The organism is Streptomyces sp. NPDC085946 (assembly GCF_044540485.1).
GTDB lineage: Bacteria > Actinomycetota > Actinomycetes > Streptomycetales > Streptomycetaceae > Streptomyces.
Map to the genome: position 1 here is coordinate 75,622 of NZ_JBITSF010000009.1, position 16,752 is coordinate 92,373.

Annotated in this window: 16 protein-coding genes; 14 read left to right on the forward strand and 2 right to left on the reverse strand. The window is 72.7% G+C overall.

What is annotated here, in order from left to right; translation table 11 throughout:
- Positions 1-45: 45 nt before the first annotated feature.
- The 3 genes from ACIF8T_RS19455 to ACIF8T_RS19465 are packed head-to-tail and all read left to right on the forward strand — an operon-like array spanning position 46 to position 3,251.
- Entirely contained in the window at positions 46-1,383 is a 1,338-nt protein-coding gene (locus ACIF8T_RS19455; protein WP_400036575.1) for a CpaF family protein, read from the forward strand.
- Positions 1,384-1,401: 18 nt separating this feature from the next.
- On the forward strand, positions 1,402-2,346 hold the full coding sequence (locus ACIF8T_RS19460; protein WP_400036577.1) for a type II secretion system F family protein: 945 nt from the start codon (positions 1,402-1,404) through the stop codon (positions 2,344-2,346).
- A 17-nt stretch (positions 2,347-2,363) separates the two neighbouring features.
- Positions 2,364-3,251: a DUF5936 domain-containing protein gene (locus ACIF8T_RS19465; RefSeq protein ID WP_400036579.1), complete on the forward strand. Its 888-nt coding sequence runs from the start codon at positions 2,364-2,366 to the stop codon at positions 3,249-3,251.
- Positions 3,252-3,393: 142 nt separating this feature from the next.
- Here ACIF8T_RS19465 and ACIF8T_RS19470 read toward each other — a convergent pair whose 3' ends face one another.
- A complete protein-coding gene (locus ACIF8T_RS19470; RefSeq protein WP_400036581.1) occupies positions 3,394-3,903 on the reverse strand; it encodes a hypothetical protein in 510 nt (169 codons plus the stop codon).
- Positions 3,904-3,931: 28 nt separating this feature from the next.
- Between ACIF8T_RS19470 and ACIF8T_RS19475 the strand changes: the two genes are divergently transcribed.
- From ACIF8T_RS19475 to ACIF8T_RS19525, 11 genes are all read left to right on the forward strand, one after another.
- Positions 3,932-5,125, forward strand: coding sequence for a sensor histidine kinase (locus ACIF8T_RS19475; RefSeq protein WP_400036583.1), 1,194 nt, complete (start codon positions 3,932-3,934; stop codon positions 5,123-5,125).
- A 103-nt stretch (positions 5,126-5,228) separates the two neighbouring features.
- Positions 5,229-6,128: a response regulator gene (locus ACIF8T_RS19480; protein ID WP_400036585.1), complete on the forward strand. Its 900-nt coding sequence runs from the start codon at positions 5,229-5,231 to the stop codon at positions 6,126-6,128.
- Between the two features lie 135 nt (positions 6,129-6,263).
- Positions 6,264-6,497 carry a hypothetical protein gene (locus ACIF8T_RS19485; protein ID WP_400036587.1) on the forward strand — a complete coding sequence of 78 codons (234 nt, stop codon included), beginning with the start codon at positions 6,264-6,266 and terminating at the stop codon, positions 6,495-6,497.
- On the forward strand, positions 6,497-7,096 hold the full coding sequence (locus tag ACIF8T_RS19490; protein ID WP_400036589.1) for a pilus assembly protein TadG-related protein: 600 nt from the start codon (positions 6,497-6,499) through the stop codon (positions 7,094-7,096). The genes ACIF8T_RS19485 and ACIF8T_RS19490 overlap by 1 nt, the downstream gene beginning before the upstream one ends.
- Positions 7,097-7,127: 31 nt before the next feature.
- Entirely contained in the window at positions 7,128-7,709 is a 582-nt protein-coding gene (locus tag ACIF8T_RS19495; protein ID WP_400036591.1) for a hypothetical protein, read from the forward strand.
- 8 nt (positions 7,710-7,717) lie between these two features.
- Positions 7,718-8,365, forward strand: coding sequence for an OmpA family protein (locus tag ACIF8T_RS19500; protein WP_400036962.1), 648 nt, complete (start codon positions 7,718-7,720; stop codon positions 8,363-8,365).
- A gap of 128 nt (positions 8,366-8,493) precedes the next feature.
- Entirely contained in the window at positions 8,494-11,112 is a 2,619-nt protein-coding gene (locus tag ACIF8T_RS19505; RefSeq protein ID WP_400036593.1) for a hypothetical protein, read from the forward strand.
- Positions 11,102-12,418, forward strand: a complete 1,317-nt coding sequence (locus tag ACIF8T_RS19510) for a hypothetical protein (RefSeq protein ID WP_400036595.1) — start codon at positions 11,102-11,104, stop codon at positions 12,416-12,418. The genes ACIF8T_RS19505 and ACIF8T_RS19510 overlap by 11 nt, the downstream gene beginning before the upstream one ends.
- Before the next feature lie 350 nt (positions 12,419-12,768).
- Entirely contained in the window at positions 12,769-15,150 is a 2,382-nt protein-coding gene (locus tag ACIF8T_RS19515) for a Tox-REase-5 domain-containing protein (RefSeq protein ID WP_400036597.1), read from the forward strand.
- A gap of 17 nt (positions 15,151-15,167) precedes the next feature.
- Positions 15,168-15,899 carry a hypothetical protein gene (locus ACIF8T_RS19520; RefSeq protein ID WP_400036599.1) on the forward strand — a complete coding sequence of 244 codons (732 nt, stop codon included), beginning with the start codon at positions 15,168-15,170 and terminating at the stop codon, positions 15,897-15,899.
- Positions 15,900-15,943: 44 nt separating this feature from the next.
- Positions 15,944-16,366, forward strand: coding sequence for a hypothetical protein (locus ACIF8T_RS19525; RefSeq protein ID WP_400036601.1), 423 nt, complete (start codon positions 15,944-15,946; stop codon positions 16,364-16,366).
- On the opposite strand, the gene ACIF8T_RS19530 is transcribed toward ACIF8T_RS19525, so the two are convergent.
- Entirely contained in the window at positions 16,363-16,752 is a 390-nt protein-coding gene (locus tag ACIF8T_RS19530; protein ID WP_400036603.1) for a DUF192 domain-containing protein, read from the reverse strand. The two genes, ACIF8T_RS19525 and ACIF8T_RS19530, sit on opposite strands and share 4 nt — an antisense overlap.

The following is a 16,752-nucleotide window of genomic DNA, read 5'->3' on the forward strand; positions in this document are numbered from 1 at the left end:
CACGACCCTGAGGCACGGAAAGAACGAACGAGGAGCACCGGACCCATGAGTCTGCGGGCACGCATCAACTCCCCCGAGGAGAAAGGCAACCGGGGCGAGGACGGCCACATGGTCGCCTCCTACCGGGCCAAGCTCCTGGAGGAGATCGACCTCGCGGAGATGAGTTCGCTGGCCACGGCCGAGCGCAGGGCCCGGCTGGAGCGGGTGCTCGGGCACATCATCAGCCGCGAGGGCCCGGTCCTGTCGACGGTGGAGCGCTCGCAGCTGATCCGCCGGGTCGTCGACGAGGCCCTCGGCCTCGGCATCCTGGAACCGCTGCTGGAGGACGCGTCGATCACCGAGATCATGGTGAACGGCCCGGACGCGATCTTCGTGGAGCGCGGCGGCCGGGTGGAGCAGCTGCCCCTGCGCTTCGCCTCCAACGACCAGCTGATGCAGACCATCGAGCGGATCGTCTCGACGGTCAACCGCCGGGTCGACGAGTCCAACCCGATGGTCGACGCCCGCCTGCCCTCCGGCGAGCGCGTCAACGTCATCATCCCGCCGCTGTCCCTGACCGGCGCCACCCTGACCATCCGCCGCTTCCCGCGCTCCTTCACCCTCCAGGAGCTCATCGGCCTCGGCTCGCTCGACGAGCAGATGCTGTACCTGCTGGCGGGCCTGGTGCAGGCCAAGTTCAACATCATCGTCTCCGGCGCCACGGGCACCGGCAAGACCACCCTGCTCAACGCCCTGTCCGGCCTGATCCCCGAGGGCGAGCGCATCATCACCATCGAGGACTCGGCGGAGCTCCAGCTCCAGCAGCCGCACGTCATCCGCCTGGAGTCCCGCCCCCCGAACGTCGAGGGCAAGGGCCAGGTGACCATCCGCGACCTGGTCCGCAACTCCCTGCGCATGCGGCCCGACCGCATCGTCGTCGGTGAGGTCCGCGGCGGCGAGTCGCTCGACATGCTCCAGGCGATGTCGACGGGCCACGACGGCTCGCTGGCGACCGTCCACGCCAACAGCGCGGAGGACGCCCTGATGCGCCTGCAGACCCTCGCCTCCATGTCGGACGTGGAGATCCCGTTCGTGGCCCTGCACGACCAGATCAACAGCGCGCTCGACGTCATCGTCCAGCTCACCCGCTTCGCCGACGGCGCCCGCCGCATCACCGAGGTCGCCCTGCTCGACAGCCACGGCAGCGAGCCGTACCGGCTGGTGAGCGTCGCCCGCTTCAACGCCCGGCCGATGGCCTCCGACGGCCGCATCTACGGGGCGTTCGAGTACTACCCGCTCCCGCGCCGCACCGCCGACCGCCTCTACATGGCGAGCCAGCCCATCCCCCAGGCCTTCGGCGTCGCCCAGTCCGCGGACCAGCTGGCCACGAGAGAAGCCAGGTAGGAGAAGAGAGCCGTCCCCATGGAACTGCAATCGCTCATCACGCTCACCACCGGCATCGCGCTGCTGACCTGCGTCCTCGCGGTCGTCGGCGTGCACTCGTACGCCAGCGGCAGGGCCCAGCGCCAGGCCCTGGTGGACCGGCTGTCCGCCACCGGCCAGATCCCGGTCGTCGGCCGCCGCCGCCACTTCCGCACCCTGGACCGCCGCCTGCGCCGCACCCCGCTGGGCAAGAAGCTGGAGCTGCGGCTGGCGGCGACGGGCCTGGACATCACCCCCGGCGAGTTCTTCGTCTACATGCTCGCCACCGTCGTCGGCCTGTGGCTGGTCGGCCAGGCCGCCCTCGCCCCGTTCTTCGGCCCGATCGCGGGTCTGCTGGGCATCTGGGTCGCGGTGCAGTTCCTCAACTGGCAGCGCCAGAAGCGCATCGAGAGGTTCATCAACCAGCTCCCCGAACTCGCCCGCATCCTGGCCAACGCCACCCAGGCCGGTCTCGCCCTGCGCACGGCCATCGGCATGGCCGCGGAGGAGCTGGAGGCCCCGGCCGGCGAGGAACTCGGCAAGGTCGCCGCCCAGCTGGCGGTCGGCGCGTCCATGGACGACGCCCTCGGCGAACTCGCCGACCGCCTGCCCTCCCGCGAACTCGTCGTCCTCGTCACCACGCTGGTGCTGTCCAACCGGGCGGGCGGCCAGGTGGTCAGCGCGCTGCGGAACCTGACCGAGACGCTGGAGGAGCGCAAGGAGACCCGGCGCGAGGTCCGCACCCAGCTCTCCCAGGTGAGCATGACGTCGTACGCGGTGCCGGTGCTGGGCGTCGGCTCGCTGTTCCTGATGAACGGCGTGAAGGACGGCGCGCTGGAGCGGATGACGGGCTCCCCGTTCGGCCAGGCGGCCGTGATCATCGCGTTCGGGCTGTACGCGGTCGGCTTCGTCCTCATCCGCCGCATGTCGAAGATCGACGTCTGAGGCCGGGGAGACATCTCATGGGACTTCTGCTCGCACTGGTCATGGCCCTCAGCGTCTGGGGCGTCTTCGCCGGCGTCCGCATGTACCGCGCCGAGGCGAAACTCCCCGGCGACCTGGCCCTCGCCCTGGAGGTCGGCTCCACCCGCACCGGCGCGGTGGACTCGCTCATCGACCGCATGGGCATGCGGTACGCGCCCGCCGTCCTGCGGCTGATGGGGCCCAAGCAGGTCGCCAAGTACCGCCGCAAGATCGACCTCGCCGGCAACCCCGGCGGCCTCACCATCGACCGCTACGCCGCCCGCCGCGCGGTCTACGGCGCCCTGGGCGGCGTCGGCTTCCTGGTCTTCCTGATGCGAGGCCAGCTCTTCGTGGCGCTGCTGCTGCTCGCCTTCGGCGCGTTCTGGACGGAGGTCGGCATCTGGTCGGCGATCCGGGTCCGCAAGGACGTCATCGAACGGACCCTGCCGGACTTCCTGGACGTGCTGGCCGTCGTGGTCAGCGCGGGCCTGGGCTTCCGCCAGGCCCTGGACCGGGTGGCGTCGAAGTACGAGGGCCCCTGGGCGGACGAACTGCGCATCACCCTGCGCCAGATGGACCTCGGCATGAGCCGCCGCCAGGCCTTCGCCGAACTGCGCCGCCGCAACGACTCCGAGCAGGTCGCCATGTTCGTGACGGCGCTGCAGCAGGGCGAGGAACTCGGCGCCCCCATCGTCGACACGCTGGTGGCGCTCGCCAAGGACATGCGCCGTACGGACGCGCAGAACGCCCGCCGCAAGGCCGCCCGCGCGGTCCCCAAGGCCACCATGATGATCACCACGTTCATGGTCCCGGCCACCATGATCCTCCTCGGCGCCGGCCTCATCCTCGGCTCCGGCACCGACTTCGGCTCGATCGCGGGCGAATAGAGGGGCGGGTGACGGCCATGTCGACGACGAAACCGACGGCGACGGCGAAGGCGAAGACGGCGCGCGAGCGGACCGGGCTGCTGCGCCGCCGCCCCGCGGCGCCGGAGATCACGACCCCGCCGGCCGGAACGGTGCTGCCCGACTACGTGCGCACCGGCGCCCCGGACATCCCGGTGACCTCGGTGACGCCGGCGCTGCCGCCCGGGTGGGAGCCCGCGGGCGCGGGACTGGCGGGCGTATTGCAGCCGAGGGTGGCGGGGCCGGCGGGGGTGTCGGCGACGGTGGGGTCCGGGGCGGCCGGGGGGCCGTCGGCGGCGGCGGTGGGGCCGGGGGCGGCCGGGGGGCCGTCGGCGGCCGGTGCCTCGCCGTCGACGAGCGCCTCGCCGTCGACGAGTGCTTCGCGGTCGACGAGCGCCTCGTCGTCGTCGGCGGGCGGGCCGGCGGCCGGGAGGCCCGCGGCGGGCGGGGCGGAGGCCGGTGCTCCGGCGGCGGGCGGGGCGGAGGCCGGAGGACCGCCGGCCGTTCCACCGACCGCTCCGCCGGCCGCTTCGAAGGACGGCCCGGCACGGGCACGGTGGGAGGACGCGGCCGGCGAGAGCGCCGACGCGCGCGGGCCGGTGCCGCCCGGGCACCGGCCCGGGGACCCCACCATCCCCATCCAGGTCAACGCCCTGCAGGCCATGTGCCGCCAGGTCTTCGGCTTCCGCCTGGCCATGCTCGCCCTGGCCGCCCCCGTCGCCCTCCTCAACGCGGGGCCGGGCCTGCCCACCCGCCTGGTGGGCATCGCCGTGGTCGTCACCTTCATGGTGTCCTACGTCCTCTTCCGGGACTGGGAACGCTTCGGCCCGCTCCTCCTGCGCCACCCCACCCTCCTCGCGGTGGACACCCTCTTCGGCTCCCTGCTCCTGATCTCGGCGGGCCCCGACTCGACCCTCGCCTACGTCAGCGTCTGCACGCCGCTGCTGGCCGGCATCGTCTACGGCTGGCGGGGCGCGGCCTGCTTCGCCTCCCTGCAGGCCGTGATCCTGCTGCTGGTCTACGCCGCCGGGGAGACCGTCGGAACGAGCATCGCGGAGGCCTCGCTCCTGCCCGGCCTGTGCGTCATCGCCGGGGCGGTCGGCTCCAGCCTGCGCAACCTCATGCTCCGCTTCGGCGCGGCCACCCAGGCCCTGACCACCGTCCAGGCCCGCCTCGCCGTCACGGAGGCGGTCAGCGCCGAGCGCGCCCGCCTGGCCCGCGAGATGCACGACTCCGTCGCCAAGACCCTGCACGGCGTCGCGCTCGCCGCCGACGGCCTGGCCGGCTCGGCGGGCGCCGACCGGATGGACCCGGCCCTGGTGAAGCAGCAGGCCGAACTGGTCGCCCGTTCGGCCCGCCGCGCCGCGGCCGAGTCCCGCGAACTGCTGGCCGACCTGCGACGCGAGTCCGACCCCGACCAGGGCACCGACGTCCTGGTCGAACTGGCCGCCCGCACCCGCGACTTCGCCCAGCGCACCGGCCTGCCCGCGCACTACCGCCCCACCGGCGAGCACGCGGTCCCGCCGGTGCCGCCCGCGGTGGCCCGCCAGCTCCTGACCATCGCCTCGGAGGCCATGGAGAACGCCCACCGGCACGCGGCCCCCTCCCGCGTCGACGTCAGCGCGGGCGTCCACGGCGACCTGCTCCGCATCAGCGTCTACGACGACGGCCGCGGCCTGGCCCCCGGCACGAGCCTCGAACAACTGCGCCGCGCCGGGCACTTCGGCCTGGTGGGGATGGTCGAGCGGGCCGCCTCGGTGGGCGCCCGCATCCGCATCGGCCGCGGCGGCCACCCCAAGGGCACCGAGGTCCGCCTGGAACTCCCCCTGGCCGCCCTGACGACCCCGCACCACTGAACCCGTGACCCCCGACGAACCAGTGAACCCTTGGCCCTTGACCCCTGACCCCGTGAAGCAGTACGCCGCACTCGTCCCCCACGACACGAGAGGAGGCCGCCCCGTGCCAGAGCAGACGACACCGGCAGCCCACCCCGTCGGCCGGCAGCCGGAGCCACCCGACCCCTTCGAGGCGCTCCCCGCCGCACCCCCTCTCCGGGTCGTGGTCGCCGACGACAACCCGGTCGTCCGGGCCGGTCTGACCGCCCTGCTCTCCGGCCGCGCGGACATCGCGGTCGTGGCGGAGGCCGCGGACGGCCGCGAGGCCTACGAGGCGGCCCACCGGCACCGCCCCGACGTCGTCCTCCTGGACGTCCGCATGCCGGGCGTCGACGGCATCTCGGCGCTCCCGTACCTGGTGCCGATCGCGCCGGTGGTGATGCTGACGTACAGCAGGGAGTCGGAGATCGTCCAGGAGGCCCTGCGCAGGGGGGCGGGCGGCTACCTCGTGCACGGCGAGTTCACCGCCGACCAGCTCGTCTCCGCCGTGCGGGACATCAAGGAGGGCAGGGCCCACTTCACGCCCACGGCGGCGGGCGCGCTCCTGGCCCAGTTCCGCCAGGGGCAGGCCCCGGCCGGCCCGCCGCTCCCCGAGGGCCTGGGCCGAGCGGATGCGACTGCACACGTTCACTCCACCTCAACCCCGCCTCCGCCGACTGTTTCTACGCAAAATCTTTCGCAACTGCAACCGAATGTGAGACAGTCTCCGTCAGGATGGACGGGCGGCCGCCCGGCCGCTCACGACAGGTCGCGGTTCCAACTGAGCACGAGGGAGGCGGAGATCATGGACCTCATCGCGTCCGGCATGAACAACCAGCAGATCGCCGCCACCTGCTTCATCAGCGAGAAGACCGTCAAGAACCACATCAACCGCATCTTCGCCAAGCTCCACAGCACCAGCCGCTCCGAGGCCGCCGCCAAGTGGCTGGGCACGGCCCCCGGCTCCCCCGGAGGGCTGCGATGAGCCCCCGGCGGCAGCCCGGCACCTGGGCCTCCCTTTGGGCCCGGGAATGGGCCCAGGGACCCTCTGGCGGGCGGGGTGTTCCGCCGTACGTTTCCGGTGTCGAAAGCGGCACCGCCGAACCCGGAGGGGAACACCATGAGCGACCTGATGCTGAAGACCGCCGTCGCGACCAAGGTCCGCGTGAACGGCTGGAAGAACACCACGGTCGAGGCCATGCAGCGCCGTTCCGCGGACAAGGGGCAGACCGCGGTCGAGTACCTGGGCATCATCGCGGTGGTCGTGGCCATCGTGCTGGCGATCACGGGTACGAACCTCGGTCAGACGATCCTCGGAAAGATCCAGGCGCAGATCGCCAAGGTCGCTCCTTGATGCCACCTCGCCGGTACGGCGACACTGGGCAGGCCTTCCCCATCTACATCACGGTGGTGGGGGGCCTGCTCTTTCTCGCGTTCGCGTACTTTGCGGTCGGTCAGGCCGCGGTGAACCGGAACGGAGCTCAGACGGCGGCCGACGCGGCGGCCTTGGCGGCGGCCCAGGAGACCCGTGAGCAACTGGCGGGCCAGTGGTTGGACAACGTGCTCGACCCGACCAAGTGGCGGGACATCTTCGACGGCAAGCTGCCTGCCGCGCCGACGGCGTGCTCGCGTGCCGCGCAACTGGCTGAGCAGAACGACGCGGCGTTGGATGGTTGCGATCCGTGGGGGCTGCTGGGCTGGAAGGTCGAGGTCGAGACCAACAAGCCCGTCGGCGACTCCATCGTTCCCGGCACCGGGCAGCGGCACGCGGATGCGACGGCCATCGCCGTGGTCGACTCGAGGTGCGAATTCAAGTTGCCGGCCGAAGACGCCGCAGAGGACGTACTGCCGCGGCTCACCTGCAAGGGACAGCACTGGGACCTGAAGCCGGATGATCTCACCGATCTGCCGGATCCCGAGGACCTGTTCGACGTCCATCTGGCCGACCAATAAGCGAACGACGAGTGATGAAGGAAACAGAGAGATGAGCGTTCGGTTCACTGCGAAGGCCCGCACGGGGATGGTCGCATTGACCATTGCGGCCGGACTGACCCTTGGCGTGGCCGGTTGCGGAGGCAGTGGCGGCGACGACAAGAAGCCGGACACACCGGCTTCCGCCTCCAAGAGCAGTGGGTCGAAGCCGAGTGCTCAGGAAGGCGAGTCGGAAACCCCACTGGCCGAGCTCAAAGGCACGGACGGTCTGCTTCTCCAGATCACCTCTGCGAAAAGGGACGCCGGAGGATTCCTCACGGTCAACGGCATCGTGAAGAACGACGGTGCGAAGTCCGTGGTCGTTCCCCCGCAGACGAGTGGCGACGAGACAGAGGTCATCGCTCACGGGCCTTCGCTGGGCGGTGCCACCCTCGTGGACGCGAAGGGGAAGAAGCGCTATTACACCCTGCGGGACACGGAGGGGCGACCACTGACGACGACCGGTCTTGGGAACCTTGAGGCTGGACAGACCCTTCCGGTGTTCATGCAGTTCCCCGCTCCGCCGGCGAGCACGAGCGAGGTCGACCTGCAGGTACCGACCTTCTCCAGCGGCACGATCAAGATCTCCGGGTGAGGCTCGCGATGACCCGTACCCGCACCCGAGCGGCAGCCCCACGCCTCGCCCTGGCGCTCACCGCCGCCACGGTCATGGTCACCACCAACCTCTACGGCGTCGTGACCGCTCACGCGGACGACGGCCCCAGCGTCCCCCCGGGCACCGAGGCCTCCGCCTCCGCCCCCGTGGAAGTCGACCCCAACGACCCCGACCTCAAGCTCCCCGAAGGCGCCACCCTCGCCGAAGCCAAGGTCCTCGACATCAAGCAGGTCGTCGAGGACCAGAGCGGGGACGAGCGTCGGGAGGACACCAACGCCGACGTCAAGTTCGCCCTGCAGGCCGAGGTGCTGTTCGGCAAGGACAGCGCCAGGCTCAGCGCGCAGGCGACGGCCCGCATCGCGGTGATCGCCGAGGAGATCAAGGCCCAGAACGCCAGCAAGGTCCGCGTCTTCGGCTTCACCGACAACCTCGGTTCCTCCGCGCACGGCGACGTCCTGTCCAAGCAGCGCGCCGACGCCGTGCACAACGTCCTGAGCAAGGAGCTCGACGACAGCGGCATCACGTACGAGGTCCGCGGCTACGGCGAGCAGTACCCCATCGCCGACAACTCCACGGAGTCCGGCCGCAAGAAGAACCGCCGGGTCGAGGTCTCCTTCCCGCGCACGGAGAACTGACCGGCGCCGGCCGGAGGGCCGCCCCGCCGACGCCTGCCCCCACCGCAGGCGTCGGCGGGTCCCTTGGGACCTGAGTTGGGCCCCGGGACCCATCCCGAACCGGTCCGTTCTTCCTATGGTCGTCGACCATGTCGGCATCCCACGGCTCCGGAGCAGCTTTCGCCCCCCACCCCTCCTACGGCGCGGGGCGGGCCCGGATGCCCCGCTCCCTCGTGGCGGCGCGCCTCCTCCTCTTCGCCCTCTTCGGCTTCACGGTCATCGGCGCCCTCGGCGCCGTCGTGGCGCTCCCCGAGCTGACCGGCGAGATCATCGGGCTGCTGCTGTACGCGGCCGCCCCGGGCGTGGCCGGCCTGGTCCTGGCGCTGCGGGCGTGGACCGGCGGCCGGCTCGTGCGGTGGTCGCTGCTCGCGGTGCAGGGCGTCCTCGTCCTCCAGGCGCTGGGCTCGGTCGGGCGCGGTGACCCGCGCGGGCCGGTGCAGATGGTCATCCCGGTCGTCGTGATCGTGCTGCTGTCGCGGCGGCCGGTCCGCGAGTGGTTCCTGCTGCCGGAGCTGGAGCGTGCGGAGAACCCCGGCTTCAGCCCGGCACGGATGCTGCGGTGGCGGCACAGCGACGAGGGCCAGACGGCGACCGAGTACGTCGGGCTGGTGGCCGTGGTGGCCGCGATCATCGTGGCCCTGCTGGTGACCGGCTGGGGCGGGCAGATCGCCGGCGGCATCCAGGCGGCGGTGTGCTCGGTGACGGGCGGCGGATGCCCCGCCCCGGACGGGGACGGCGACACCTCCGTCGTGGCCGACGAGGGCCGGGCCGACGGTGGCCAGGGCGACGGAGGCCAGGACGCCGGCGGTCAGGGCGGCGGCGCCGCGGGGACGACCGCGGGCAGCGGCGGAACGGACACCGCGTCAGGAGGCACCACCGGCGGCACCACCGGAGGTACCACCACCGGCGGCACCACCACCGGAGGTACCGGCGACACCGACTCCTCCGGCGACACCGACTCCTCGGACGTGGAGGCCCAGGACGCCCCGCAGAACGAGGACGGCGGAGGCGGCGACAGCGGAGGCGGCGGCGGTGGAGGGGACGACGGCGGCGACGACAAGGGTGTCCTCGACCAGCTCGGCGACATGGTCACCTCGCCCTTCAAGTCGGCGTGGAACGACGTCAAGGACACCGGCAACATGATCCTGCACCCCGTCGACTCGGCGAAGCAGATCTGGGACGGGGTGTCCACGTACACCGGTGACTGGTGGTCGAAGCGGTCCGACGAGCTCGGCAAGGAGTGGGACAAGGGCGGCTGGAACTACCTCACCGTCCCGGTGAAGTGGGTCTCCGCCCCGGAGGACTTCGTCGCCGACTTCCTCATCGACTCCTTCGTCGACAAGGAGTCCTTCGAGAACGGCGACTGGGGCGCGGGCATCGGCAACACCGGGTGGAACATCGGCTCGATGTTCATCCCGGGCGTCGGCGAGGTGCGCTGGCTCAACAAGCTGAACAAGCTCAACAAGCTGAACAAGGCCACGAAGTTCACCGAGAAGGCGGCCGACGCGGCGGACCGGGCGCGCAAGGCGGCCGAGAAGGGCGACGCGGACGCCGCCCGCAAGGCGGCGGACGACGCGGACAAGGCCGCGGACGACGCCGAGAAGGAGGCCCGGGAGTCCGGCTGCACCCTCTCCGCGCCCCGCCCGCGCGTCCCGTACGGCGGCGGTCCCGGCGGCACGGCCCCCGGTCTCACCGGCTCCTCCGGCACCGGCACGACGGTCCTGGCGGCCGGCAGCGGCTCCCCGTACGTCGTCCTCGCCGAGGACGGCTGCGACAAGGAGGCCGAGCAGCAGGCCCGGGACGCCCGCCGGCAGGCCGACGAGGCGGACAAGGCCGCCGACGGCGTGGAGCTGGACCAGGCGGCGCAGGACGCCAAGAAGACGATCGCGGACGCCAAGGACAAGCAGAAGACGCCCAAGAGCGACCGGTTCCAGCTCGACGAGGCGAAGATCGACCAGCTGGTGGCCCGCGCCAAGGACGACCCGGACCGCGCGAAGGGCGAGATCGGCAAGGAGGAGCTGGCCGGTTCCCTCAAGGACCTGTCGGACATGCTGAAGACGACGAACATCGACAACCAGAGCCGCGGCGCGCTCGGCGGCCCGGTGCTGAAGGCCACCAACCGGCACCAGCTCGCGGAGGCGATGGCCGAGGTCCGGGCGGCCAAGCGGGCGGCGGACGGCGAAGCCGCGGACGGCACCAAGGTGTACGCCGGCATCGGCGCGAAGAAGGGCCGTGACCAGGTCGACCTGGGCGACGGCACGATCGCCGACGTCCGCGCCATCGACGACGCCGACGTCGTCTACAAGGGCAAGGACGGCAACATCCACGTCGTCGAGGTCAAGAACACGGGCCAGGCCGCCACCCAGGCGTCCATGCCCGCGCAGGCCAAGAGGCTGGCCGACTGGCAGAAGGCGGAGCCGGGCCGCGCGGCACGCTACGAGATCGAGACGCAGGACGGCTGGGACAAGGTCTTCGACGGGTTCCAGAAGGACAAGAAGACCGGGCAGTCCCCGGCGGGCAGCCCCGCGCAGACGCTCGCCGACCAGGGCCTCGTCCTGCGCGTCGCCGGGCAGGACGTCTCGCCCCAGCAGCTCAGGGCGATGAACGACGCGTGGAGCAGGAAGACACCGGCCGAGCAGCAGGCGGCACGGGACTCGGGCAAGATGAAGGACCCCAAGACCGCCATGGAGTACCTGGGTGTTTCCTGACGCACACCGTGACCCGCTCCTGCCCGCAGCCCTGCGCGAACTGCCGCCGCCGTGGAACGACCTGACGCGGCGGCGGACGGAGCGGCTGGAGGACCTGCCGCGCACGGAGGCGAACGAGCGGTCCGCCCTCGACGCCCTGGCGGCCGCCCTGTCCGGTCCCCCGCCCCGCCCCGGCGGCGGCGCCTGGAGCGACGAGTCCGAGGAGCTCCACGACCGGTTCCGCCGGGAGGCCGCCCCGCGCCTGGCGGAGGCCGTGCCGACGACCGCCCGGCTCACCCGCGAGGCCGTCGAAGGGGTCCTGACGGAGTGGGCGCGTACGGCGCGGCCGCCGGTGCCGCAGTGGTGGCCGCGGGAGCACGCGGACCGGGTGGCCGCGGAGTGGGCCGCGCAGGCGCTCGCGGACTGGGCGCACGACGTGCTGCGGTGGCTGGAGAGGGCGCCGCACGACGAGGAGGCCGTCGCCGCCGTCGCCGAGCGCTGCGCCGAGCACGGCCTGTCCTCGCCCTCCGCCCTCGGCCTCCTGCACGCCCTCGGCGCCCCCCGCGGCGAGGCCGCGCTCCTGCGCCTGGTCCGGAGCCCGGCCGTGCGCGAGGACGACCGGCAGCGGGCCCGCGACCACCTGCTGGACCTGCGCCGGCCCCGCTACCGGGCCCGCGCCCAGGAACCGGCCGACGGCGAGGAGCCCCTCCTGCCCCCACCCGCGCGGGACCTGCCGTACGCGTGGAGCGCGGGCTTCCAGTGGCCGCAGGAACTGCCGGAGACCCAGGAGAACTTCGCCCGCGCCCGCGCCGTCCTCGAAGCCTGCGCACCGGCCGGCCCCGTCGCCGAACCCGTCCCCGCTCCCTCCTGGCAGGGCTCCGGGGACGAGGAGCCGCCCGTCTGGCTCGACGTCCGCCGGGTCATGCGCGACCTGATGCCCTGCGCCCGGCTGGTCACCCGGGAGCGCCTGACCGAGGCGATGCGGGAGTGCGCCCTGCTCGGCGTCCCCGGCGTCCCGCGGGACCCGGACGGCGAGGCGGCGGAACGCTTCATCGGCACCTGGGTCACCTGGATCGGCGGCTGGATCGCGGGCGAGGTCTTCACCTGGCTCGGCATGTACGTCGACGACGGGACCGCCCTCACCCCGTGGGCGATGGACCTCGCCGAGCGCTACGCCCGCAACGGCGTGGCCGCCGAGCAGGCCGTGTCCATGCTCCGCTGGTGGCACACCGACCCCCGCAGCCGCGAGGCCCTCACCCGCCTCGCCGCCGACGACTCCCTGCCCGATGACCTCAGGGAGCTGGCGAGGGGCGGGCTGGGGCAGTAGCCGGGGCGGGCACCCGCGCGCGGCGGGAATGGGCCTCGGGTTGGGACCGTGGGCCCATGCCGTCCGTGGTGGGGAAACGTTACTGTCCGGGCTCGGAACGACGAGGGGGGACCGAGGACTTCCGGGCACGCGCGTGGACGCGGGCGGTGCGTACGGCTCCTGGACGGAGCCGCGGAGCCCGGGGAACGCCGCGGCGCGGGCGCCGGAAGGCCGGCGTTCCGGCACGAGGCGCATGAACGGCCCGCCCCGGCCGCGGCCGCAGCAGTCCCGCGCCGCGCCCCGGAGCACCGCGTCCGTGCGGGCGTCTCCTCCTCCGACTCGTCGTCCTGACGGGCGAGCTGAGGAGAGCCATGTCTGCGTTCGGGGGCGTCCCGGTGGCCGGGGGCGGCGGATGGTCGTCGACGGGGAGCGGGCGCCGGGGACTGCCGGTGCCGCTGTCGGCCGCGCTGGTGCTCGTGCACGCGCTGTTCGCGTTCACGGTGCTGGGCGGACTCGGTCTGCTGCTGACGGCGGCGTCGCTGGACGCGGTGGACGCCCGGCTGCTGGCCCAGGTGGCGTTCGCGGCGGCGCCGGGCACGGCCGGGTGGGTGCTCGCGCGCCGGTCGTGGACGGGCGGCGCCCGGGTGTGGTGGGGCCTGGTCGCCCTGCAGGCATGGCTGATCGCCGGCGCGCTGGGCAACGTCGCGGACGGCTCGGGGAGGGGCTTCACCCAGCTCTTCCTGCCCGTGCTGATCATCGTCTTCCTGACCCGCCGGGAGAGCCGGCAGTGGTTCCGGCTGCCGGACGCGGAGCGCGCCGAACGCCGCCCGTTCTCGCTGGCCCGGATGATCCGCTGGCGCCGGGACGAGGGCCAGACGGCGGTCGAGTACGCCGGCCTGGTGGCCGTGGTCACGGCGATCGTCGCCGCGCTGCTGGTCAGCGGGTTGGGTACGCAGATCTTCACCGGCATCCAGTCGGCGGTGTGCCGGGTCACCGGCACCGCGTGCCCGGCGGGGACGGGGAACGGCGGCGAGGAGGTCCGGGCCGGGGACGGCACGGCCGGCCCGGACGGTGACGCGGGCCAGGGCGATGAGGACGGCGGAACCGACGGCGGTACAGGCGGTGACGGCACCGGGGGCGCGGGCACCGGAGGCGGCGGCACCGGAACGGGTGAGACCGGCGGCACCGGAACGGGTGACACCGGCGGCACCGGCTCCGGAGGCCAGGACACCGGCGGTACCGGCCCGGACGGTCGGGACACCGGCGACCGCGGCGGGGACGGTTCCGTCTCGCAGCGCGGCGACGAGGAGCCGGGCGGCACTGCCGGCGAGGACACCAGCGCCTCGTACACCGAGGAAACCGACGAGGAGAAGAACGAAGCAGCCGAGGACGAGCCCGGATGGGAAGAGGACGAGCAAGCCGCCGAGGACGGCGGTGACGAAGGCGGCGACGAGGGCTGCACCTCCGGCGTCGGGGCCTTCTTCGGCTGCGTGGGGGACCAGTTCAAGCAGGTGGGACAGGGCCTCTTCGTCGACGGCATCTGGGGTGACGTCACCGGCATCTGGGACACCGTCACCAACCCGGGCGAGGCCTGGGAGGGCCTGAAGGACTACGGCAGCTCGCTGGGCGACCAGTGGTCCGAGGACAGCAAGGACGCCGGCGAGAAGTGGGAGAACGGCGACTACCTCGACGCCCTCACCGACTGGGGCGGCGCGTCGCTGAACACGGGCGTCACGGTCCTGGACGACATGTTCGTGGGCGACGACGTCCGCGACCAGTGGAACAACGGCGAGAAGACCCGTGCGGTCACCAACGTCGTCTGGAACGTCGGCTCGCTGTTCATCCCGGGCTACGGCGAAGCCAAGGTCGTCCAGAAGCTGGGCAAGCTCGGCAAGCTCGGCAAGGTCACCGAGAAGGCGACGAAGGCGGCGGAGGACGCCAAGAACGCGGCCAAGGCCGGCGACGTCGACGCCGCCGAGAAGGCGGCGAAGGAGGCCGACGAGGCCGCGGACGAGGCCGAGGAACAGGCCAGGAAGTCCGGCTGCACCTTCACCTCCGCTCCCGGCCGCCGTGTCCCGTACGGCGGCGCCCCGGGCCTGACCGGATCCGCCGGCAGCGGCACCACGGTCCTGGCCGCCGGCGGGTCCCGCTCCCCGTACGTCGTCCTGGCCGAGGGCGGCTGCGACGAGGAGGCGAAGAAGCAGGCGGAGGAGGCCCGCCGACAGGCCGAGGAGGCGGAGAAGGCCGAGAAGGAGGCGAAGAAGGAGGAGAGCCGCAAGAAGGTCGCCCAGTGGAAGAAGCCGTCCTGGTACAACGACCTGAAGAACCCGCGGAAGGGCTCCAAGGACGGCGGCGACGGCCAGTGGAAGGCCAAGAAGTCGGTGGCGTACTGGCCGAGCATGGAGCGCTGGATGCGCTACCAGGAGCAGGTCACCCAGGTGAAGCGCGGCAAGGAATACGCTGTCAAGGACCCGAGGACCGGCAGGGACGTCGACTTCGACGGCTGGGACTCGTCGCGGCAGACCTACATCGAGGCGAAGTTCGGATACGGCAAGAAGGTCGACAAGGACGGGAACCTCCAGAAGGCCCAAGCGGACAAGTTCATCGAGCAGGCGCAGCGCCAGCTGCGGGCCGCGAACGGGAAGCCCGTCGAATGGAACTTCTCCAACAAGAAGGTGGCCGAGGCGGCGCAGAAGGCGTTCGACGACGCCGACGTGGACGTGGTGGTCAAGTACACCCCGGTGGAGAAGTAGGAGACAGAGGAACACGTATGTCGAGCGAAACGGTCGTCAAGGTGTCCTGGGGACCCAGGCCCGAGGCCCCTCTGCAACTGGCTCAGCGCTGGCTGGAGCTCCTGTCCGAGCTGACGGAGCTGTCGGAGGGTGCGTGGGCCGGGTGGCGCTGGAGCGAGGACGCCGGCCCCGGCGATCCCGTGCCCTCCGGTACCGAGGCTTTCGCGGCGGCACTGGAGGCGTCCAACGTGAAGGACGACCTGGACATCCTCGGTTACACCGCCCAGGTCGTGGCCACCCGGCCGGACGGCGCGTACGCGAAGGCCAGGGTCATCGCGGGAGGTTCGAACGAGTACTCCCCGTTCACGGCGGTGCTGAACCTGTTCCCCGCGTCCGGGTCGGCGGCCGTCCCCCTGGCGGGCCGGCACGCCGAGGCCCTCGCCCTGCTGGCGGACGCGTGGGACGCGGACCACGGCCTGACGTACGACCGGCCGCTGTTCGACGACCTCAGGTCGGCCTACGGCCTGCGAGCCTCACACCCCCGTGCGGGGTGGGCGGTGTTCCTGTCGGAGCACCGTGCCGCGCGCGTCCCGGACGACCTCCCCGCGCGCCGGCGCCTGCCCACCCGGCACGGCGGAGTCGTCCTCGACCTCGCCGACCGCTCCGGCGGACCGTCGTCCCCGCAGACGGTGCTCGCCGCGCACAAGGCGCTCGCCGGGAGCGGTGCGCTGGAGCCGCTGCCGACCCCCGCCACCGGCGCGAAGCTGTGAGCCGCGGACCGGGGAACGGTGAAGGGGGAGGGACCGCGACGGGAGTGCGGCCGTACCTCGACCGGATCGACGCGCTCCTCGCCCGTCCCCTGAGCGGCGACGAGGACCACCACCTCGTGATTCTGCGCCGGAGCCGGGACTTCGCCCCGCCGCACGACGACCGGGACGAGCTCCTGCGGACCGGCGAGGAGTTCGAGGGGGAGCTGAGGGAACTGGCGGCCGCCCTGGACGCCCGGTGGGGCCCGCACGCGGTCCTGTCCATGGAGGACTACTCCCTCATGGACCCGGACGACGACGGGCTCCCGCCCTTCTTCCGCGACCTGTGCGCGCGCGGGTACTTCGGCGACCTCCGGTACTGGCGGGCCGGCGGGCGTCTCGTCGCGGTGAGCGTGGGGCACGAGGACAAGGAGGAGCCGGTCGTCCTGTTCGCGGCAGTGACCGGCTCCGCGGAGGGCTTCCCCGGCTAGGAACCCCGACACCCGGAAGACGCGGCCACGACCTCCACCCGTCCGCCGGGCCGCACCCCCCACTGCGCCATCGCCCCCGCCTCCGCCTCCAGCACGTGCCGGGCGCGGAGGCGGGGCAGGCCGAGGCGGCCCGGGGGCATGGTGCGTACGGTGATGACGCGCAGGTCGCGGTCCAGGTAGGCGACGTCGATGGGGATGCGCATGCGGAAGGTGTGCACGCTGTTCGCGGGGGAGAGCAGGATCGCCCCGTCGACCGCGTCCCGGCCGAGCAGCCCCTTGGTGCGGGCGCGGTAGGAGGTCGCGATCTCCAGGGGGACGCCGACGGGTGCCGCGCCGTCTCCGCGCACGACCAGCGTGCCCCGCCCGTCGCGCCACCGCTTGCCCAT

Bases quoted from the DNA above. Each gene is read 5' to 3' on its own strand.
- ACIF8T_RS19495 (WP_400036591.1), top strand. From the start codon at position 7,128: ATGAGCGTTCGGTTCACTGCGAAGGCCCGCACGGGGATGGTCGCATTG.
- ACIF8T_RS19465 (WP_400036579.1), top strand. From the start codon at position 2,364: ATGGGACTTCTGCTCGCACTGGTCATGGCCCTCAGCGTCTGGGGCGTC.
- ACIF8T_RS19500 (WP_400036962.1), top strand. From the start codon at position 7,718: ATGACCCGTACCCGCACCCGAGCGGCAGCCCCACGCCTCGCCCTGGCG.
- ACIF8T_RS19485 (WP_400036587.1), top strand. From the start codon at position 6,264: ATGAGCGACCTGATGCTGAAGACCGCCGTCGCGACCAAGGTCCGCGTG.
- ACIF8T_RS19515 (WP_400036597.1), top strand. From the start codon at position 12,769: ATGTCTGCGTTCGGGGGCGTCCCGGTGGCCGGGGGCGGCGGATGGTCG.
- ACIF8T_RS19460 (WP_400036577.1), top strand. From the start codon at position 1,402: ATGGAACTGCAATCGCTCATCACGCTCACCACCGGCATCGCGCTGCTG.
- ACIF8T_RS19520 (WP_400036599.1), top strand. From the start codon at position 15,168: ATGTCGAGCGAAACGGTCGTCAAGGTGTCCTGGGGACCCAGGCCCGAG.
- ACIF8T_RS19455 (WP_400036575.1), top strand. From the start codon at position 46: ATGAGTCTGCGGGCACGCATCAACTCCCCCGAGGAGAAAGGCAACCGG.
- ACIF8T_RS19470 (WP_400036581.1), bottom strand. From the start codon at position 3,903: ATGGTGGGGTCCCCGGGCCGGTGCCCGGGCGGCACCGGCCCGCGCGCG.
- ACIF8T_RS19530 (WP_400036603.1), bottom strand. From the start codon at position 16,752: ATGGGCAAGCGGTGGCGCGACGGGCGGGGCACGCTGGTCGTGCGCGGA.
- ACIF8T_RS19475 (WP_400036583.1), top strand. From the start codon at position 3,932: ATGTGCCGCCAGGTCTTCGGCTTCCGCCTGGCCATGCTCGCCCTGGCC.
- ACIF8T_RS19490 (WP_400036589.1), top strand. From the start codon at position 6,497: ATGCCACCTCGCCGGTACGGCGACACTGGGCAGGCCTTCCCCATCTAC.
- ACIF8T_RS19505 (WP_400036593.1), top strand. From the start codon at position 8,494: ATGTCGGCATCCCACGGCTCCGGAGCAGCTTTCGCCCCCCACCCCTCC.